Origin of the sequence: Stenotrophomonas sp. TWI1183 (assembly GCF_039673115.1) — a bacterium.
In the GTDB taxonomy this organism is placed as follows: Bacteria; Pseudomonadota; Gammaproteobacteria; order Xanthomonadales; family Xanthomonadaceae; genus Stenotrophomonas; species Stenotrophomonas maltophilia_AA.
This window is the reverse complement of sequence record NZ_JBDJKZ010000006.1, coordinates 170,203-184,425: the sequence shown is the minus strand read 5'-3', so window position 1 is coordinate 184,425 and position 14,223 is coordinate 170,203. Positions and strand designations below refer to the sequence as shown.

At 68.0% G+C, this 14,223-nt stretch carries 13 protein-coding genes; 10 read left to right on the top strand and 3 right to left on the bottom strand.

Annotated features, from left to right (window positions below; translation table 11 throughout):
- The first annotated feature begins 317 nt into the window (after nucleotides 1-317).
- From ABE434_RS08325 to ABE434_RS08310, 4 genes are all read left to right on the top strand, one after another.
- Nucleotides 318-3,209, top strand: a complete 2,892-nt coding sequence (locus tag ABE434_RS08325; protein ID WP_346478494.1) for a pitrilysin family protein — start codon at nucleotides 318-320, stop codon at nucleotides 3,207-3,209.
- Nucleotides 3,210-3,336: 127 nt separating this feature from the next.
- A complete protein-coding gene (locus ABE434_RS08320) occupies nucleotides 3,337-3,654 on the top strand; it encodes a DUF4156 domain-containing protein (protein ID WP_176990219.1) in 318 nt (105 codons plus the stop codon).
- Nucleotides 3,655-3,766: 112 nt separating this feature from the next.
- Nucleotides 3,767-4,783: a 3-oxoacyl-ACP synthase III gene (locus ABE434_RS08315; RefSeq protein WP_019184878.1), complete on the top strand. Its 1,017-nt coding sequence runs from the start codon at nucleotides 3,767-3,769 to the stop codon at nucleotides 4,781-4,783.
- A gap of 81 nt (nucleotides 4,784-4,864) precedes the next feature.
- Nucleotides 4,865-5,755, top strand: a complete 891-nt coding sequence (locus ABE434_RS08310; RefSeq protein WP_346478493.1) for an alpha/beta fold hydrolase — start codon at nucleotides 4,865-4,867, stop codon at nucleotides 5,753-5,755.
- Nucleotides 5,756-5,829: 74 nt separating this feature from the next.
- On the opposite strand, the gene ABE434_RS08305 is transcribed toward ABE434_RS08310, so the two are convergent.
- Complete coding sequence (locus ABE434_RS08305; RefSeq protein ID WP_346478492.1) at nucleotides 5,830-6,258, bottom strand: YkgJ family cysteine cluster protein; 429 nt, start codon at nucleotides 6,256-6,258, stop codon at nucleotides 5,830-5,832.
- 118 nt (nucleotides 6,259-6,376) lie between these two features.
- Between ABE434_RS08305 and oleC the strand changes: the two genes are divergently transcribed.
- The 3 genes from oleC (at nucleotide 6,377) to ABE434_RS08290 (ending at nucleotide 9,258) form a co-directional block, all read left to right on the top strand.
- Nucleotides 6,377-8,032, top strand: coding sequence for an olefin beta-lactone synthetase (oleC, locus tag ABE434_RS08300; RefSeq protein ID WP_346478491.1), 1,656 nt, complete (start codon nucleotides 6,377-6,379; stop codon nucleotides 8,030-8,032).
- Complete coding sequence (gene oleD / locus ABE434_RS08295; protein WP_346478490.1) at nucleotides 8,029-9,039, top strand: 2-alkyl-3-oxoalkanoate reductase; 1,011 nt, start codon at nucleotides 8,029-8,031, stop codon at nucleotides 9,037-9,039. Before oleC ends, oleD begins: the two co-directional genes overlap by 4 nt.
- A gap of 63 nt (nucleotides 9,040-9,102) precedes the next feature.
- Nucleotides 9,103-9,258 carry a DUF1328 domain-containing protein gene (locus ABE434_RS08290; protein ID WP_019184873.1) on the top strand — a complete coding sequence of 52 codons (156 nt, stop codon included), beginning with the start codon at nucleotides 9,103-9,105 and terminating at the stop codon, nucleotides 9,256-9,258.
- Nucleotides 9,259-9,339: 81 nt separating this feature from the next.
- Here ABE434_RS08290 and ddlA read toward each other — a convergent pair whose 3' ends face one another.
- Nucleotides 9,340-10,446, bottom strand: a complete 1,107-nt coding sequence (gene ddlA, locus ABE434_RS08285) for a D-alanine--D-alanine ligase (protein WP_346478489.1) — start codon at nucleotides 10,444-10,446, stop codon at nucleotides 9,340-9,342.
- A gap of 127 nt (nucleotides 10,447-10,573) precedes the next feature.
- On the opposite strand from ddlA, the gene ABE434_RS08280 reads away from it, so the two are divergent.
- The 3 genes from ABE434_RS08280 to ABE434_RS08270 are packed head-to-tail and all read left to right on the top strand — an operon-like array spanning nucleotide 10,574 to nucleotide 13,613.
- Nucleotides 10,574-11,215, top strand: a complete 642-nt coding sequence (locus ABE434_RS08280) for an SCP2 sterol-binding domain-containing protein (RefSeq protein WP_176990214.1) — start codon at nucleotides 10,574-10,576, stop codon at nucleotides 11,213-11,215.
- Nucleotides 11,212-12,870: a ubiquinone biosynthesis regulatory protein kinase UbiB gene (gene ubiB, locus ABE434_RS08275; protein WP_346478488.1), complete on the top strand. Its 1,659-nt coding sequence runs from the start codon at nucleotides 11,212-11,214 to the stop codon at nucleotides 12,868-12,870. The genes ABE434_RS08280 and ubiB overlap by 4 nt, the downstream gene beginning before the upstream one ends.
- Nucleotides 12,867-13,613, top strand: coding sequence for a pseudouridine synthase (locus ABE434_RS08270; protein WP_346478487.1), 747 nt, complete (start codon nucleotides 12,867-12,869; stop codon nucleotides 13,611-13,613). Before ubiB ends, ABE434_RS08270 begins: the two co-directional genes overlap by 4 nt.
- A gap of 44 nt (nucleotides 13,614-13,657) precedes the next feature.
- Here the strand turns inward: ABE434_RS08270 and ABE434_RS08265 are convergent, their stop codons facing one another.
- On the bottom strand, nucleotides 13,658-14,188 hold the full coding sequence (locus ABE434_RS08265) for a DUF2059 domain-containing protein (RefSeq protein ID WP_346478518.1): 531 nt from the start codon (nucleotides 14,186-14,188) through the stop codon (nucleotides 13,658-13,660).
- Nucleotides 14,189-14,223: the final 35 nt, after the last annotated feature.

The following is a 14,223-nucleotide window of genomic DNA, read 5'->3' as shown; positions in this document are numbered from 1 at the left end:
AGCAGTGGTGTGGTAGTAAGGTAGTACACCGATTCGGGGCTTGCAAGAACAATTTCAACTTTCTTGTTTTTGTTCAGCATCCAGTCAGTTTCGGTTTGATCCTTGCTTCCCTTGCCCAGTACCAAGCAGGCCGCGTGCCAACTTTTCGCCGTTGATTTAAAAGGGTTTTCCCCGGTATGACGGTGTCCGCTGTCCGGACAGTTGTCCGCCGCAGGGCCCGCAGGCTGTCCGTTTCGACCCCAATGACTGTTGGCCGATGCCTTTTGCCTGGGCGGCGCGCTAGCATCCGGCTTCACTTTCATGACCAAGGAACCGGAATGACCGTCCAACTTCGACCGCGTGCTGCGCTGCTGGCTGTCGCGCTCTCCGCCGCGCTGGGCTCACTGGCGCCCGCACCGGTCCTCGCCAAGCCGGCCACGGTGGCCAAGGTCGACATTCCGTTCGAGCAGTTCACCCTGCCCAATGGCCTGCGCGTGGTGGTGCACACCGACCGCAAGGCGCCGATCGTGGCCGTCAACATCTGGTACCACGTCGGCAGCAAGGACGAGCCGGCCGGCCGCACCGGCTTCGCGCACCTGTTCGAACACCTGATGTTCCAGGGCAGCGAGAACCACGACGGCGAGTACTTCGAGCCCTTCAAGCAGGTCGGTGTGACCGGCCAGAACGGCACCACCAATACCGACCGCACCAATTACTTCGAGAACGTGCCGACCACCGCGCTGGACATGGCGCTGTGGATGGAGTCCGACCGCATGGGCCATCTGCTCGGCGCGATCGACCAGGCCGCGCTCGACGAACAGCGCGGCGTGGTCCAGAACGAGAAGCGCCAGGGCGAGAACCAGCCGTATGGCCAGGTCTGGGAGAAGCTGACCCGCGCGATGTATCCGGCCGGCCACCCGTACCACCACAGCGTGATCGGCTCGATGAACGATCTCAACGCCGCCTCGCTGGATGACGTGAAGACCTGGTTCCGCACCTGGTACGGCCCGAACAATGCGGTGCTGGTGCTGGCCGGCGACATCGACGTGGCCACCGCGAAGGAAAAGGTCGCCAAGTACTTCGGCGACATCCCGGCCGGCCCGAGCATGGCCCAGCCCAAGGTGGACGTGGCCAAGCGCGAGAAGAGCACGCGCGAAGTGATGACCGACAAGGTGCCGCAGGCGCGCATCTACCGCGCCTGGAACGTGGCGCAGGTCGGCACCACCGACATCGACCAGCTGCAGCTGTTCGCGCAGGTCCTCGGCGGGGCCAAGTCCTCGCGCCTCGATCAGCGCCTGCTGCACCAGGACAAGCTGGTCGACAACATCAGCGCCGGTGCCTACAGCTCGCAGCTGGGCTCCAACTTCGTGATCATGGCCAGCGTCAAGCAGGGCGTTGACCCGGCCAAGGTCGAGGCGATCATCGATGAAGAAGTGAAGCGCCTGGCCAAGGACGGTCCGACCGCCGATGAGCTCAGCCGTGGCAAGACCGCGTTCCGCGCCGGCTTCATCCGCGGCATCGAGCGTATCGGTGGTTTCGGCGGCAAGGCCGATGCGCTGGCCGAGTGCACCGTGTACGAAGGTGACCCGGGGTGCTTCCGCAAATCGCTGGCGACCATCGATGCGGCCACTGCCGCGCAGGTGCGTGATGTCGGTGCCAAGTGGCTGGGCATCGGCGACCACACCATCGTGGTCGAGCCGGGTGCGCGCGTTGCCCTGGCCGAACTGCCGTCGGAAACGCCCAAGCCGTTCACCGTGCCCGCCGTGGACCCCAGCTTCACGACGCTGGCCAAGCAGGTCGACCGCAGCACCGGCGTGCCGCAGACCAAGACTTTCCCGGATCTGAAATTCCCGGCGCTGCACCGCGCCACGCTGAAGAACGGCACCCAGGTGATCCTCGCCGAGCGTCACGACATCCCGGTCGTGCAGTTCAGCTATGAATTCCCGGGCGGCTTCACCGCCGACCAGGGCCGCAAGTCCGGCACCGCCAACTTCACCATGGGGCTGCTGACCGAAGGTGCCGGCAAGCTCGGCGCGCTGCCGTTCGCCGATGCGGCCGATGCGCTGGGCGCCAAGCTCGATGCCTCCGCCTCGCTGGACAGCACCAGCGTGTACCTGTCCGCGCTGAAGGAAAACCTGGCGCCGTCGCTGGCCCTGTATGCCGACATGCTGCGCCAGCCGCGTTTCGACCAAGCCGAGATCGACCGCATCAAGGCCACCTGGATCGCCGGCATCCAGCAGGAAAAGGTGAACCCGAGCGCGGTGGCGATGCGGGTCCTGCCGACGCTGCTGTACGGCGCGGGCCATCCGTATGCGATTCCGTTCACCGGCAGCGGCAATGAAGTGGACATCCAGTCGATGACCCGCGATGACCTGGTCGGCTTCCATCGCGACTGGCTGCGTCCCGAGCAGGGCACGTTGATCGTGGTCGGCGATACCACGCTGAAGGAAATCGTGCCGCTGCTGGAACGCCAGCTGGGTTCGTGGAAGGCCGAAGGCCCGGCGCCGCAGGTCAAGGCTCCGGTCGCCGTGGCACGGCCTGCGCAGTCGCGCGTGTACCTGATCGACCAGCCGGGCGCGGTGCAGGCCAACCTGTTCGCCAGCCAGGTGGTGCCGTCGACCATGGACCCGGGTGCAACCCGCTTCGATATCGCCAATGGCGTGCTGGGCGGTGACTTCACGTCGCGCCTCAACATGAACCTGCGTGAGGACAAGCACTGGTCCTACGGCGCCCGCACCTCCGCCAGCAGCACCCTGGGCCAGCGCCCGTGGATGGCCGTGGCGCCGGTGCAGATCGACAAGACCGCCGAGGCGATGAAGGAGATGCGCAAGGAAATCGCGGAATTCGCCGACGGCACCGAGCCGGCGACCGCCGCGGAAGTCACCCGCATCCGCAACATCCAGAACCTGAGCCTGCCCGGTGCCTATGAAACCGCCAGTGCGGTGATGGGCACCATCAGCGGGATCGTGCGCTACCAGCGTCCGGACGACTATGTGGTCCGGCGCAAGGCCGAGGTCGAAGCGATGACCCCGGCCCAGGTACAGCAGGCCGCGGCCACGCTGGACCCGAACGCACTGACCTGGGTGGTGGTCGGTGACCTCAAGCAGACCGAGGCGCCGGTGCGTGCGCTCAACCTCGGCAAGGTGCAGGTGATCGATGCGGAAGGGAACGCCGTCCAGGCCCCGGCCGCTGCGGTCGCTCCGGCGGCTGCGAAGCCCAAGGCCCGGTGATGCCGACCGCTGGCCGGCCATCGCGCCGGCCAGCACATCGGGTGCCGGGCACTGTCCCGGCACCTGATCACCCCCGATTCAGATGTTTCCCGCACACTCCCTCATGTATTCCAGCCAGGCCTTGTCCATGCGCATTCTGCTTCTGTCCGCCCTGATCCTCAGCGTTTCCGCCTGCACCTGGGTGCCGATCGAGTCGTCCGGGAAGACGGTCCGCGTGCTGCCGGCCGGCCCTGCGCCCAGCGGCTGCCAGAGCAAGGGCGAGGTGGTGGTGACCGTGAAGAGCAAGGTCGCCTTCTACAACCGCAACCCGCTGCGCGTGCAGGAAGAGCTGGAAACCCTGGCCCGCAACGAGGCACCCAGTGCCGGTGCCAATGCCGTGCAGGCCTCGGGCCTGCCTGCCGATGGCAGCCAACGCTTCCTGGCCTTCCAGTGCCCGCCACGCTGAACCCTTCACACCGCGCCCGGACCATACGCCCGGGCGTGAATTCGTAAAGGTGCGGTGAAAGCCGTGCCGGCTTACAATAACGCCCCCTTTGCCTGAGCCTTGGCGCTAACTGATGCTCTTCAAGAATGTCTCGATCGCCGGCTTGGCGCACATCGACGCGCCGCACACGCTGACGTCCAAGGAAATCAACGAACGGCTGAAGCCGACGCTGGATCGCCTTGGCATCCGTACCGATGTGCTCGGCGACATCGCGGGCATCCACGCCCGTCGCCTGTGGGATGCCGACATGCTGGCCTCCGACGCCGCCACGCTGGCCGCCCGCAAGGCACTGGAAGACGCCGGGATCGGCGCCGACAAGATCGGCCTGCTGGTCAACACCTCGGTCAGCCGCGATTACCTGGAGCCGTCCACGGCCAGCATCGTCTCGGGCAACCTGGGCGTCGGCGACGAGTGCATGACCTTCGACGTCGCCAATGCCTGCCTGGCCTTCATCAACGGCATGGACATCGCCGCCCGCATGCTGGAACGCGGCGAGATCGACTATGCGCTGATCGTCGACGGTGAAACCGCCAACCTGGTGTACGAGAAGACCCTCGAGCGCATGGCCCTGCCGGGCGTGACCGCCGATGACTTCCGCAACGAGATGGCCGCCCTGACCCTGGGCTGCGGTGCCGCGGCGATGGTCATGGCGCGCACCGAGCTGGTGCCCGATGCCCCGCGTTACCGCGGTGGCGTGACCCGCTCGGCCACCGAGTGGAACCAGCTGTGCCGCGGCAACCTGGACCGCATGGTCACCGACACCCGCATGCTGCTGATCGAAGGCATCAAGCTGGCACAGAAGACCTTTGTCGCCGCCCGCGAAGCGCTGGGCTGGGCCGTGGAGGAACTGGACCAGTTCGTGATCCACCAGGTCAGCCAGCCGCACACCGCCGCCTTCATCAAGAACTTCGGCATCGACCCGAAGAAGGTGATGACGATCTTCGGCGAGCACGGCAACATCGGCCCGGCCTCGGTGCCGATCGTGCTGAGCAAGCTCAAGCAGCTGGGCAAGCTGAAGAAGGGCGATCGCATCGCGCTGCTCGGCATCGGCTCGGGCCTGAACTGCTCGATGGCCGAAGTGGTCTGGTAAACCACTCGCCGCAGCCTGCTGCGGCGTTGGAATTGAACATCAAGGGCCGGTTCTGCCGGCCCTTTTCACAGGTGCGTTTGCATGCCCCAGCTGCCCGGTTACCCCGCCCATCCGCACCGCTTCGAGGTGCGTCCCGGTCTGTCGATGAACTATCTCGACGAAGGCCCGCGCGATGGCGAGGTGGTGGTGATGGTCCACGGCAACCCGTCGTGGAGCTATTACTGGCGCACCCTGGTGGCCGGGTTGTCGGACAGCTACCGCTGCATCGTGCCGGACCATATCGGCATGGGCCTGTCGGACAAGCCCGATGACGCGCACTACGAGTACACCCTGCAGTCGCGCGTGGACGACCTGGATGCGCTGCTCGCGCACCTGGGCATCACCGGCCCGGTGACCCTGGCCGTGCACGACTGGGGCGGCATGATCGGCTTCGGCTGGGCGCTCTCGCACCATGCCCAGGTCAAGCGCCTGGTGGTGCTCAACACCGCCGCCTTCCCGATGCCGGCCGCAAAGACGATGCCGTGGCAGATCGCGCTGGGCCGCCACTGGAAGGTGGGCGAGTGGATCATCCGCACCTTCAACGCCTTCTCGTCCGGTGCCTCGTGGCTGGGCGTGGAACGGAAGATGCCGGCGGACGTGCGCCGCGCGTACGTGTCGCCGTACAACAGCTATGCCAACCGCATCAGCACCATCCGCTTCATGCAGGACATCCCGCTGTCGCCGGCCGACAAGGCCTGGTCGCTGCTGGAGCGGTCCGGCCAGACGCTGCCCAGCTACGCCGATCGACCGGCCTTCATCGGCTGGGGCCTGCGCGATTTCGTGTTCGACCACCACTTCCTGAAGGGCTTCCAGGCCGCGCTGCCGCAGGCCGAAGTGCATGCCTTCGAGGATGCCGGGCATTACGTGCTGGAAGACAAGCACGAGGTGCTGGTGCCGAAGATCCGCGCGTTCCTGGATCGCAATCCGATCTGATCGGCGTGACGACCAACGGTCGTCACCTACCCATCGTCGATCCGGTAGGTACCGACCGTTGGTCGGTACGCATCTCACGCCGCGATCGGTGCCTGCGGCGGCGCCGGGGAATTCCCGTTGTCATCGGGATGATCATCGTCATTGTCCGCCTCGTCCCGCCAGCGCCAGTCGGCCAGGGTCAGCGCCGGCATGCCGTGCGCCACGCGCGCCTTGTCGCACTGCGGGCTGGCCTTGCCGTACTCCCACGAGGCATCCACCTCACGGCAGACGCTGGGGCGGTTGGGATGGATGCTGCAGCGCGAATACACCCCGATCTCCGCATCCAGCGCCACGCAGTACACCGGCTTGGACAGGGTGCCGCGCATGCACAGCCGGTGCGGGTCCAGCGCCTGGGTGAGCTCGTGCGGGACGCCACCGGGGGTGACCTCGTCGGATTCCATCCAATGGAAGGCCACACGGTATTGGGTGCAGCAGGCGCCGCAGGTGAGGCAGGGATGGGGCATGGGGGCACCGGCTGGAGACGCGTAGAACCACGCCATGCGTGGATGGGTGGGAAGGCCGCGAATTTTCCACGCCAACGGCCGGCGCGCAAGAATTTTCTGCAGCGGCGACAATGAACGGATGAACAGCGCCATCAATATCGCCGCGCGCCTGCCCGAGCTGGCCCGTGAACGCCCCGACCAGATCGCCATCCGCTGCCCCGGCAAGCCCGGGCCCGGCGGCATGGCGCGTTATGACGTCACCCTGGATTACCGCACCCTCAACGCCCGCAGCGACGCGATGGCGGCCGGCCTGGCGGCCCACGGCATCGGCCGCGGCGTGCGCGCGGTGGTCATGGTGCGGCCCTCGCCGGAGTTCTTCCTGCTGATGTTCGCGCTGTTCAAGAACGGTGCGGTCCCGGTGCTGGTCGACCCCGGCATCGACAAGCGCGCGCTGAAACAGTGCCTGGACGAGGCCCAGCCGGAGGCCTTCATCGGCATCGGCCTGGCCCACGTGGCGCGCCTGGTGCTGCGCTGGTGCCGCTCCGCGCGCTTGCTGGTGACCGTCGGCCGCCGCTGGGGCTGGGGTGGCACCACCCTGGCCCGGCTGGAAGCCCAGGGCGCCACGGCGCCCCCTGCGCTGGCCCCGACCGATGGCGAGGATGTCGCCGCGATCCTGTTCACCAGCGGCTCCACCGGCGTGCCCAAGGGCGTGGTCTACCGCCACCGTCATTTCGTCGGCCAGGTCGAGCTGCTGCGCGCCGCCTTCGGGATGGAGCCGGGTGGGGTGGACCTGCCGACCTTCCCGCCATTCGCACTGTTCGATCCGGCGCTGGGGCTGACCTCGGTGATCCCGGACATGGACCCGACCCGTCCGGCCCAGGCCGATCCGCGCAAGCTGCATGACGCGATCACCCGTTTCGGCGTCACCCAGCTGTTCGGTTCGCCGGCGCTGATGCGGGTGCTGGCCGACCATGGCCAGCCGCTGCCCGGCGTGCGCCGGGTCACCTCGGCCGGCGCGCCGGTGCCGCCCGACGTGGTCGCGCGGATCCGCCGCCTGCTGCCCGACGACGCCCAGTTCTGGACACCCTATGGCGCCACCGAGTGCCTGCCCGTCGCGGTGATCGAAGGCCGTGAGCTGGAGAACACCCGCCAGGCCACCGAGGCCGGCGCCGGCACCTGCGTCGGCCGCGTGGTCGCACCCAACGAAGTGCGCATCATCGCCATCGACGACGCACCGCTGCCGGCTTGGTCGCAGGCCCGCGTGCTGGGTACCGGCGAGGTCGGCGAAATCACCGTGGCCGGCCCGACCGCCACCGACAGCTACTTCAACCGCCCGCAGGCCACCGCCGCGGCGAAGATCACCGAGACCCTGGCCGAGGGCAGCACGCGGGTCGTGCACCGGATGGGCGATATCGGCTACTTCGATGCGCAGGGCCGGCTGTGGTTCTGTGGCCGCAAGACCCAGCGCGTGGAAACCGCGCAGGGCCCGCTCTACACCGAGCAGGTCGAGCCGGTGTTCAACGCGCTCGATGGCATCGTCCGCACCGCGCTGGTCGGCGTGGGTGCGCCGGGCCGGCAGGTGCCGGTGCTGTGCTACGAACTGCGGCCCGGTACCGTCGATTCCCCCGCGCTGGTCGAGCGGCTCCGCCGCGAGGCCGCCGCGCACGCGCATACCACGCGCATCGAGCGCTTCCTGCCCCACCCGGGCTTCCCGGTCGACATCCGCCACAACGCCAAGATCGGCCGCGAGAAGCTCGCGGTCTGGGCCACCACGCAACTGGAGCAGCGCGCATGAAGATCCTCGTGACCGGCGGCGGTGGATTCCTCGGCCAGGCCCTGTGCAAGGGCCTGATCGAGCGCGGCCACCAGGTGCTGGCGTTCAACCGGGGCCACTATCCCGCGCTGCAGGCGATGGGGGTGGGCCAGATCCGCGGTGACCTGGCCGATGCGCAGGCGGTGATGCACGCGGTGGCCGGGGTCGATGCGGTCTTCCACAACGGGGCCAAGGCCGGTGCCTGGGGCAGCTATGACAGCTACCACCAGGCCAACGTGGTCGGCACCGACAACGTCATCGCGGCCTGCCGTGCCCACGGCGTCGGCAAGCTGGTCTACACCTCCACGCCCAGCGTGACCCACCGCGCCACCCACCCGGTCGAAGGGCTGGGCGCGGACGAGGTGCCTTACGGCGAGAACTTCCAGGCACCGTACGCGGCCACCAAGGCCATCGCCGAACAGCGCGTGCTGGCGGCCAACGATGCACGCCTGGCCACCATCGCGCTGCGCCCCCGGCTGATCTGGGGCCCGGGCGACCAGCAGCTGGTGCCACGCCTGGCCGAGCGTGCCCGCGCCGGCCGCCTGCGCTTCGTCGGTGACGGCCAGAACAAGGTCGACACCACCTACATCGACAACGCCGCGCTCGCCCACTTCCTGGCCCTGGAGCACCTCGCGCCGGGGGCGGCCTGCGCCGGCAAGGCCTACTTCATTTCCAACGGCGAGCCGCTGCCGATGCGCGAGCTGCTCAACAGGCTGCTGGCCGCGGTGGATGCCCCGCCGGTGACGAAGTCGATCAGCTTCAAGGCGGCGTACCGGATCGGTGCGGTCTGCGAGCGGCTGTGGCCGCTGCTGCGCCTGCGCGGCGAGCCGCCCATGACCCGCTTCCTGGCCGAGCAGCTGTGCACCCCGCACTGGTACAGCATGGAACCGGCGCGCCGCGACTTCGGCTATGTGCCCCGGGTCAGCATCGAAGAAGGGCTGGCCCGGCTGGCATCTTCATCGAACGCACAGGAATCCATCACTCCCTGAACACCGCAGGTTGGTGAACATGGCCCCACGCCAACTCCGGCACGCATCAACGCGAGGGTCGACATGCTGCATTACGCCGTCATCTTTTTTGTCATCGCCATCATCGCGGCGGTACTTGGTTTCTCGGGCATTGCCGGCGCCGCCAGCAACGTCGCCTGGATCCTGTTCGTCGTCTTCCTGATCCTGGCGGTGGTGTCGATGTTCCGCAAGCGGACCTAGTGTCCCGCGCGTCCCACGCCACCTCTCTCCGGCGTGGGACGCGCAGCGGAAACCATGACGGCCTGACATCGGCAACGATGCTCAGGCCGTCGTTGCGACGGAGCTCTGCAGATCGCGCTGATGCGCATGCCGGGCCATCGCCAGCTCCAGCAGCCGCGTGATCAGCGCGGTGTAGTCCAGGCCGCTGGCCGCCCACAGCTTCGGGTACATGCTGATGCGGGTGAAGCCGGGCAGCGTGTTGAGCTCATTGATCACCACCTCACCGGTCGGCGACAGGAACACATCCACCCGGGCCAGGCCGGCACAGTCCAGCGCCTGGTAGGCCTGCACCGCGATGTCCCGGATACGGGCCTGCTCCGCCGCCGTGATCGCCGCCGGCACCACGATGTCCGCACCGTTTTCGCTGATGTACTTGGTGTCGTAGGAATAGAAATCATCGTGCACGACCACCTCGCCACAGACGCTGGCTTCGGGGTGCTCGTTGCCCAGCACCGCGCATTCGATCTCGCGGCCGTTGATCGCCGATTCCACCAGCGCCTTGTGATCGAACGAGAGTGCCAGCGCGAGCGCGGCATGGAATTCCGCTTCGGTGCGCACCTTGCTCACGCCCACCGAGGAGCCCTGGTTGGCCGGCTTCACGAACAGCGGCGTGCCCAGCTCGGCAACCAGCGCGGTGTAATCGGCGCGGGCCGCAGTGACCCGGTTGAAGCAGGCGAACGGCGCCACCGCCAGCCCGGCATCGCGCAGCAGGCGCTTGGCCACGTCCTTGTCCATCGCCACCGCCGAGCCCAGCACGCCGGACCCGACGAAGGGCAGGTTGGCCATGCGCAGCAGGCCCTGCAGCGAGCCATCCTCGCCCAGCGTGCCGTGCACGATCGGGAACACCACGTCGATCTGTTCCAGCGCGGTGGCCGGATCGGTCGGGACCAGCTGCTGGCGCTCCAGGCCCGGCCGCACCGCCACCGCATTGCCCGAGCGGTGCAATGCGATCCGTGCCGGATCGCCCGCGTTGAGCAGGAAGTCATGCGGGTCGCTGAGGTGCCACTGGCCCTGCTTGTCGATGCCGATCAGGCTGACCTCGAAACGCTCCTTGTCCAAGGCATCGAGAATGTTCTTCGCCGACTGCAGCGAAACCTCGTGCTCGGCCGACCGGCCGCCGAAGATGATGCCTACCCGGGTCTTGCCCATGCCTGTTGCCGCTCCTGCTGCTGTGTTGGGCGCCATAGCATGAACCAAGTCGATGCCCGGCAAAAACCCTCTGCCGTGTCGTCGCGCTCGCCGCCCGTCGTTCAAGGGGGCGCGGTAGAATGCGCTGATGGCCCGTTCCCTGCTCTCTTCCCTCAAGCCGCTGGCCGGCAATGCGCTGCAGCTCACGCTCAACCGCGCGCTGGCGCTGGACCCGGACACCCGCAGCGCGCTGGCCGCGCTGGATGGCCGCCACATCGCCCTGACCCTGGAATCGCCCGCGCTGGCGATGCGGATCGGGGTGGACGGTGAACGCCTCACGGTCGGTCCGGTCGATCCGCAGCAGGAGCCGGACCTGGCCGTGCGCAGCACGCTGGGCGGGGTGCTGGCCCAGTTGCCGTTCCTGGCCAACGCACGCCGTGGCGGTGATGCGCCGGCCGGGCGGGTCAAGGTCTCCGGCGATGCCGAGCTGGCCCGCCGCCTGCAGCAGCTGGCGACGCGTTTCGATCCGGACTGGCAGCAGCCGTTCGTGCGCGTGTTCGGCGAGGTGATGGGCGTGCAGATCGCCAACGCCCTGCGCTCGGCCCTGCAGCACGCCCGCCGCGGCGCGTCCGACCTGGCGCACAGCGCCGCTGAATTTGTCACCGAGGAGTCGCGCGACGTGGTACCGCGAGCAGAACTGGATGCCTTCCACGACGATGTGGACGTGATGCGTGATGACGTCGAACGCTTGGCCGTGCGCGTGCAGCGCCTGCGGCAGGTGGGCGCATGAAGGCGATCTTCCGGGCCAGCCGCATCGGCCGCATCATCCTGCGCTACCGCCTCGACGATCTGCTCCAGGGCACCCCGGCCGAGCGCTGGCTGCGCCTGGCCAAGCCGTTCGTGCCGCGTGCCTCGGCCGACATCGCCGCACAGTCGCGCGGGGCCCGCCTGCGCCTGGCGCTGCAGGACCTCGGCCCGATCTTCGTCAAGTTCGGGCAGATCCTCTCCACCCGCCGTGACCTGATCCCGGCCGATGTGGCCAACGAACTCACCCTGCTGCAGGACCGGGTCAAGCCGTTCGACGGCGCCACCGCGCAGGCCATCGTCGAGCGCGCGCTCGGCCGCCCGGTCAGCGAAGCGTTCGCCAGCTTCGACCTGCAGCCGCTCGCCTCGGCCTCGATCGCACAGGTGCACGCGGCCACGCTCGCCGACGGCCGCCAGGTGGTGGTCAAGGTGCTGCGCCCGGACATCGAAAAACAGATCGACGCGGACATCGCGCTGCTGAAGTCGGCCGCCGCGCTGATCGAGCGCGCGCACCCGCGCGCCGACAAGATCCGCCCGCGCGAAGTGGTCGCCGAGGTCGAGAACACCCTGGCCGCCGAACTGGACCTGCAGCGCGAAGGCGCCAATGCCAGCGTGCTGCGCCGCAACTGGATCGACTCGGACGATCTGTACGTACCGGAAGTGATCTGGAGCCACACCGCCGAGCGCGCGCTGACCCTGGAACGCGTGTGGGGCATTCCGTCGGATGACATCGTCGCGCTGGACAAGGCCGGCATCGACCGCAAGGCGCTGGCCGCCAAGGGCGTGCGGGTGTTCTACACCCAGGTGTTCCGCGACAATTTCTTCCACGCCGATGCGCACGCCGGCAACATCTGGGTCGACACCGATCCGGCGCGGCGCGACAACCCGCGCTTCATCGCGCTGGACTTCGGCATCATGGGCCAGCTCTCCGAAGAAGATCAGTACTACCTGGCCGAGAACTTCATGGCCATCTTCAACAAGGATTACCGGCGCATGGCCGCGCTCCATGTCGAAGCCGGCTGGATGCCCAACAACGTGCGCATCGATGAACTCGAAGCGGCCGCGCGTTCGGTGTGCGAACCCTATTTCACCCGCCCGCTGTCGCAGATCTCGCTGGCCGAGGTGCTGATCAAGCTGTTCCGGGTGGCCCAGCGCTACGAGCTCACGTTGCAGCCGCAGCTGATCCTGCTGCAGAAGACCCTGCTCAACATCGAAGGCGTCGGCCGTCAGCTCGATCCCGAGCTGGACATCTGGGCGGTCGCGCGGCCGGTGCTGGAACGCATCCTGCGCGAGCGCTACAGCCCGCGCCGCGTGCTCAAGGAAGTGCGCAAGCGCCTGCCCGAGATCATGACGCATACGCCGGACATGCCGCGCCTGGTCCACGCCTGGCTGCGCCAGCAGGTGGAAGGCGACCACGAACTGTCGATGCGCTCGCGCGATCTGGCGGCGCTGAATGTCAGCGTGCAGAAACTGCAGAAGCGCGCGGTGGCCGCGATCGCCGGCGTCGGCCTGATGATCGTCGCCGCGGTGCTGTATGGCCTGCAGCCGGGCGGCTGGTACTTCGACGATGCGCCGGTGTGGAGCTGGGTGACCGGCGCGGCGGGCGTGTTCTCGCTGGCCAGTGCCTGGTGGCGCCGATGAGCGCCCTCGAGCTGCAGGCAGAGGCCCTCGCCGAGCCGCCCGTGGCGCTTTCTCCCCTGCAGCTTCTGTACCTGGACGACCAGCTTGCCGTGGTCAACAAGCCCGCCGGGCTGATGGTCCACGACAGCAAGCTCGCCCGGGGCGAAGACGACTTCCTCGCCGACCGCCTGCGCGAACAGCTCGGCAAGCCGATCTTCCTCGTCCACCGCCTGGACCGCGCCACCAGCGGCTGCCTGCTGCTTGCCTTCGATCGTGAAAGCGCCAGCGTGCTCGGCAAATCGCTGATGGGCGGCGACGTCACCAAGGATTACCTCGCGATCTGCCGCGGCTGGCCGGCCGAAGACGCCTTCACCGTCGACCACGACCTCGATGGCGGCCCTGGCAAACCGGTCAAGAAGCAGGCGATCACCCACTTCCAGCGCGTCGCCGTGGGCGAGATCGCCATACCGATCGGCGAGTTCGAGACCTCACGCTACGCCCTGCTGCGCTGCCAGCCGCAGACCGGCCGCTTCCGTCAGATCCGCCGCCACCTCAAGCACCTCTCGCATCACCTGATCGGCGACACCAGCCACGGCGATGGCCGCCACAACCGCAGCTTCCGCATGCAGGGCATCCACCGCATGCTCCTGCACGCCGAGCGCCTGCGCTTCCCGCATCCGGATGGCACGCCGATGGACATCAGCGCGCCGGTGGACGGCGAATTCCGCAAGGCGATGGATCTGTTTGGCTGGGAACTCGCCTGACGCCTGATGCCGCGCGATAGCCGACCAGCGGTCGGCCCTACCGGTTACTTCCTGGCGGGCGCGGCCGCCGGCGCCGGCTCATTCACGATCGCCTCCAGGTCCTTCTGCAGATCCACGAACAGCGGCTGCATCTTGGCCTGGATCGCCACCATCACGTTCTGCATCAGCGCCGGCGTCTTGTCCAACAGACTCTGCCCGGCCGAGCTCTCGTAGAACTCGGCCATCGCCAGCACGTCTTCCTTGCTGAAGGTCTGCTTGTACAGATCCACGTACATCGGCCGCAGCTCCTTCCAGGACAGCGCCTGGCGCACCGTCTGGCTGGTCCGCTGCTCGATCCGCTGCAGCTGCGCCTGCTGCGTCGCGTCCAGCTGACGCTGCTGCGCCACCTGCTGGAACTGCTGGCGCTGCATCGCCTCGATCTGCGGCAGCATCGTATCGAGCATGCTCTGCGCCCGCGACGCGGCCAGCAGCCGGTTGATGTCGGCATCCGACGGCGGTGCGGCCAGGGCCGGCGCGATCGCGGCCAGGCCCAGGACCAGGGCCAAAGTGAGGCGGCTCAGGCCGCGGCGGGCCATCGGGCGGATCAGGGACATGGCGGAGCATCCTGCGT

Coding starts and splice junctions, on each gene's coding strand:
- ABE434_RS08325 (WP_346478494.1), top strand. CDS start 318: ATGACCGTCCAACTTCGACCGCGTGCTGCGCTGCTGGCTGTCGCGCTC.
- ABE434_RS08320 (WP_176990219.1), top strand. CDS start 3,337: ATGCGCATTCTGCTTCTGTCCGCCCTGATCCTCAGCGTTTCCGCCTGC.
- ABE434_RS08315 (WP_019184878.1), top strand. CDS start 3,767: ATGCTCTTCAAGAATGTCTCGATCGCCGGCTTGGCGCACATCGACGCG.
- ABE434_RS08310 (WP_346478493.1), top strand. CDS start 4,865: ATGCCCCAGCTGCCCGGTTACCCCGCCCATCCGCACCGCTTCGAGGTG.
- ABE434_RS08305 (WP_346478492.1), bottom strand. CDS start 6,258: ATGCCCCATCCCTGCCTCACCTGCGGCGCCTGCTGCACCCAATACCGT.
- oleC (WP_346478491.1), top strand. CDS start 6,377: ATGAACAGCGCCATCAATATCGCCGCGCGCCTGCCCGAGCTGGCCCGT.
- oleD (WP_346478490.1), top strand. CDS start 8,029: ATGAAGATCCTCGTGACCGGCGGCGGTGGATTCCTCGGCCAGGCCCTG.
- ABE434_RS08290 (WP_019184873.1), top strand. CDS start 9,103: ATGCTGCATTACGCCGTCATCTTTTTTGTCATCGCCATCATCGCGGCG.
- ddlA (WP_346478489.1), bottom strand. CDS start 10,446: ATGGGCAAGACCCGGGTAGGCATCATCTTCGGCGGCCGGTCGGCCGAG.
- ABE434_RS08280 (WP_176990214.1), top strand. CDS start 10,574: ATGGCCCGTTCCCTGCTCTCTTCCCTCAAGCCGCTGGCCGGCAATGCG.
- ubiB (WP_346478488.1), top strand. CDS start 11,212: ATGAAGGCGATCTTCCGGGCCAGCCGCATCGGCCGCATCATCCTGCGC.
- ABE434_RS08270 (WP_346478487.1), top strand. CDS start 12,867: ATGAGCGCCCTCGAGCTGCAGGCAGAGGCCCTCGCCGAGCCGCCCGTG.
- ABE434_RS08265 (WP_346478518.1), bottom strand. CDS start 14,188: ATGGCCCGCCGCGGCCTGAGCCGCCTCACTTTGGCCCTGGTCCTGGGC.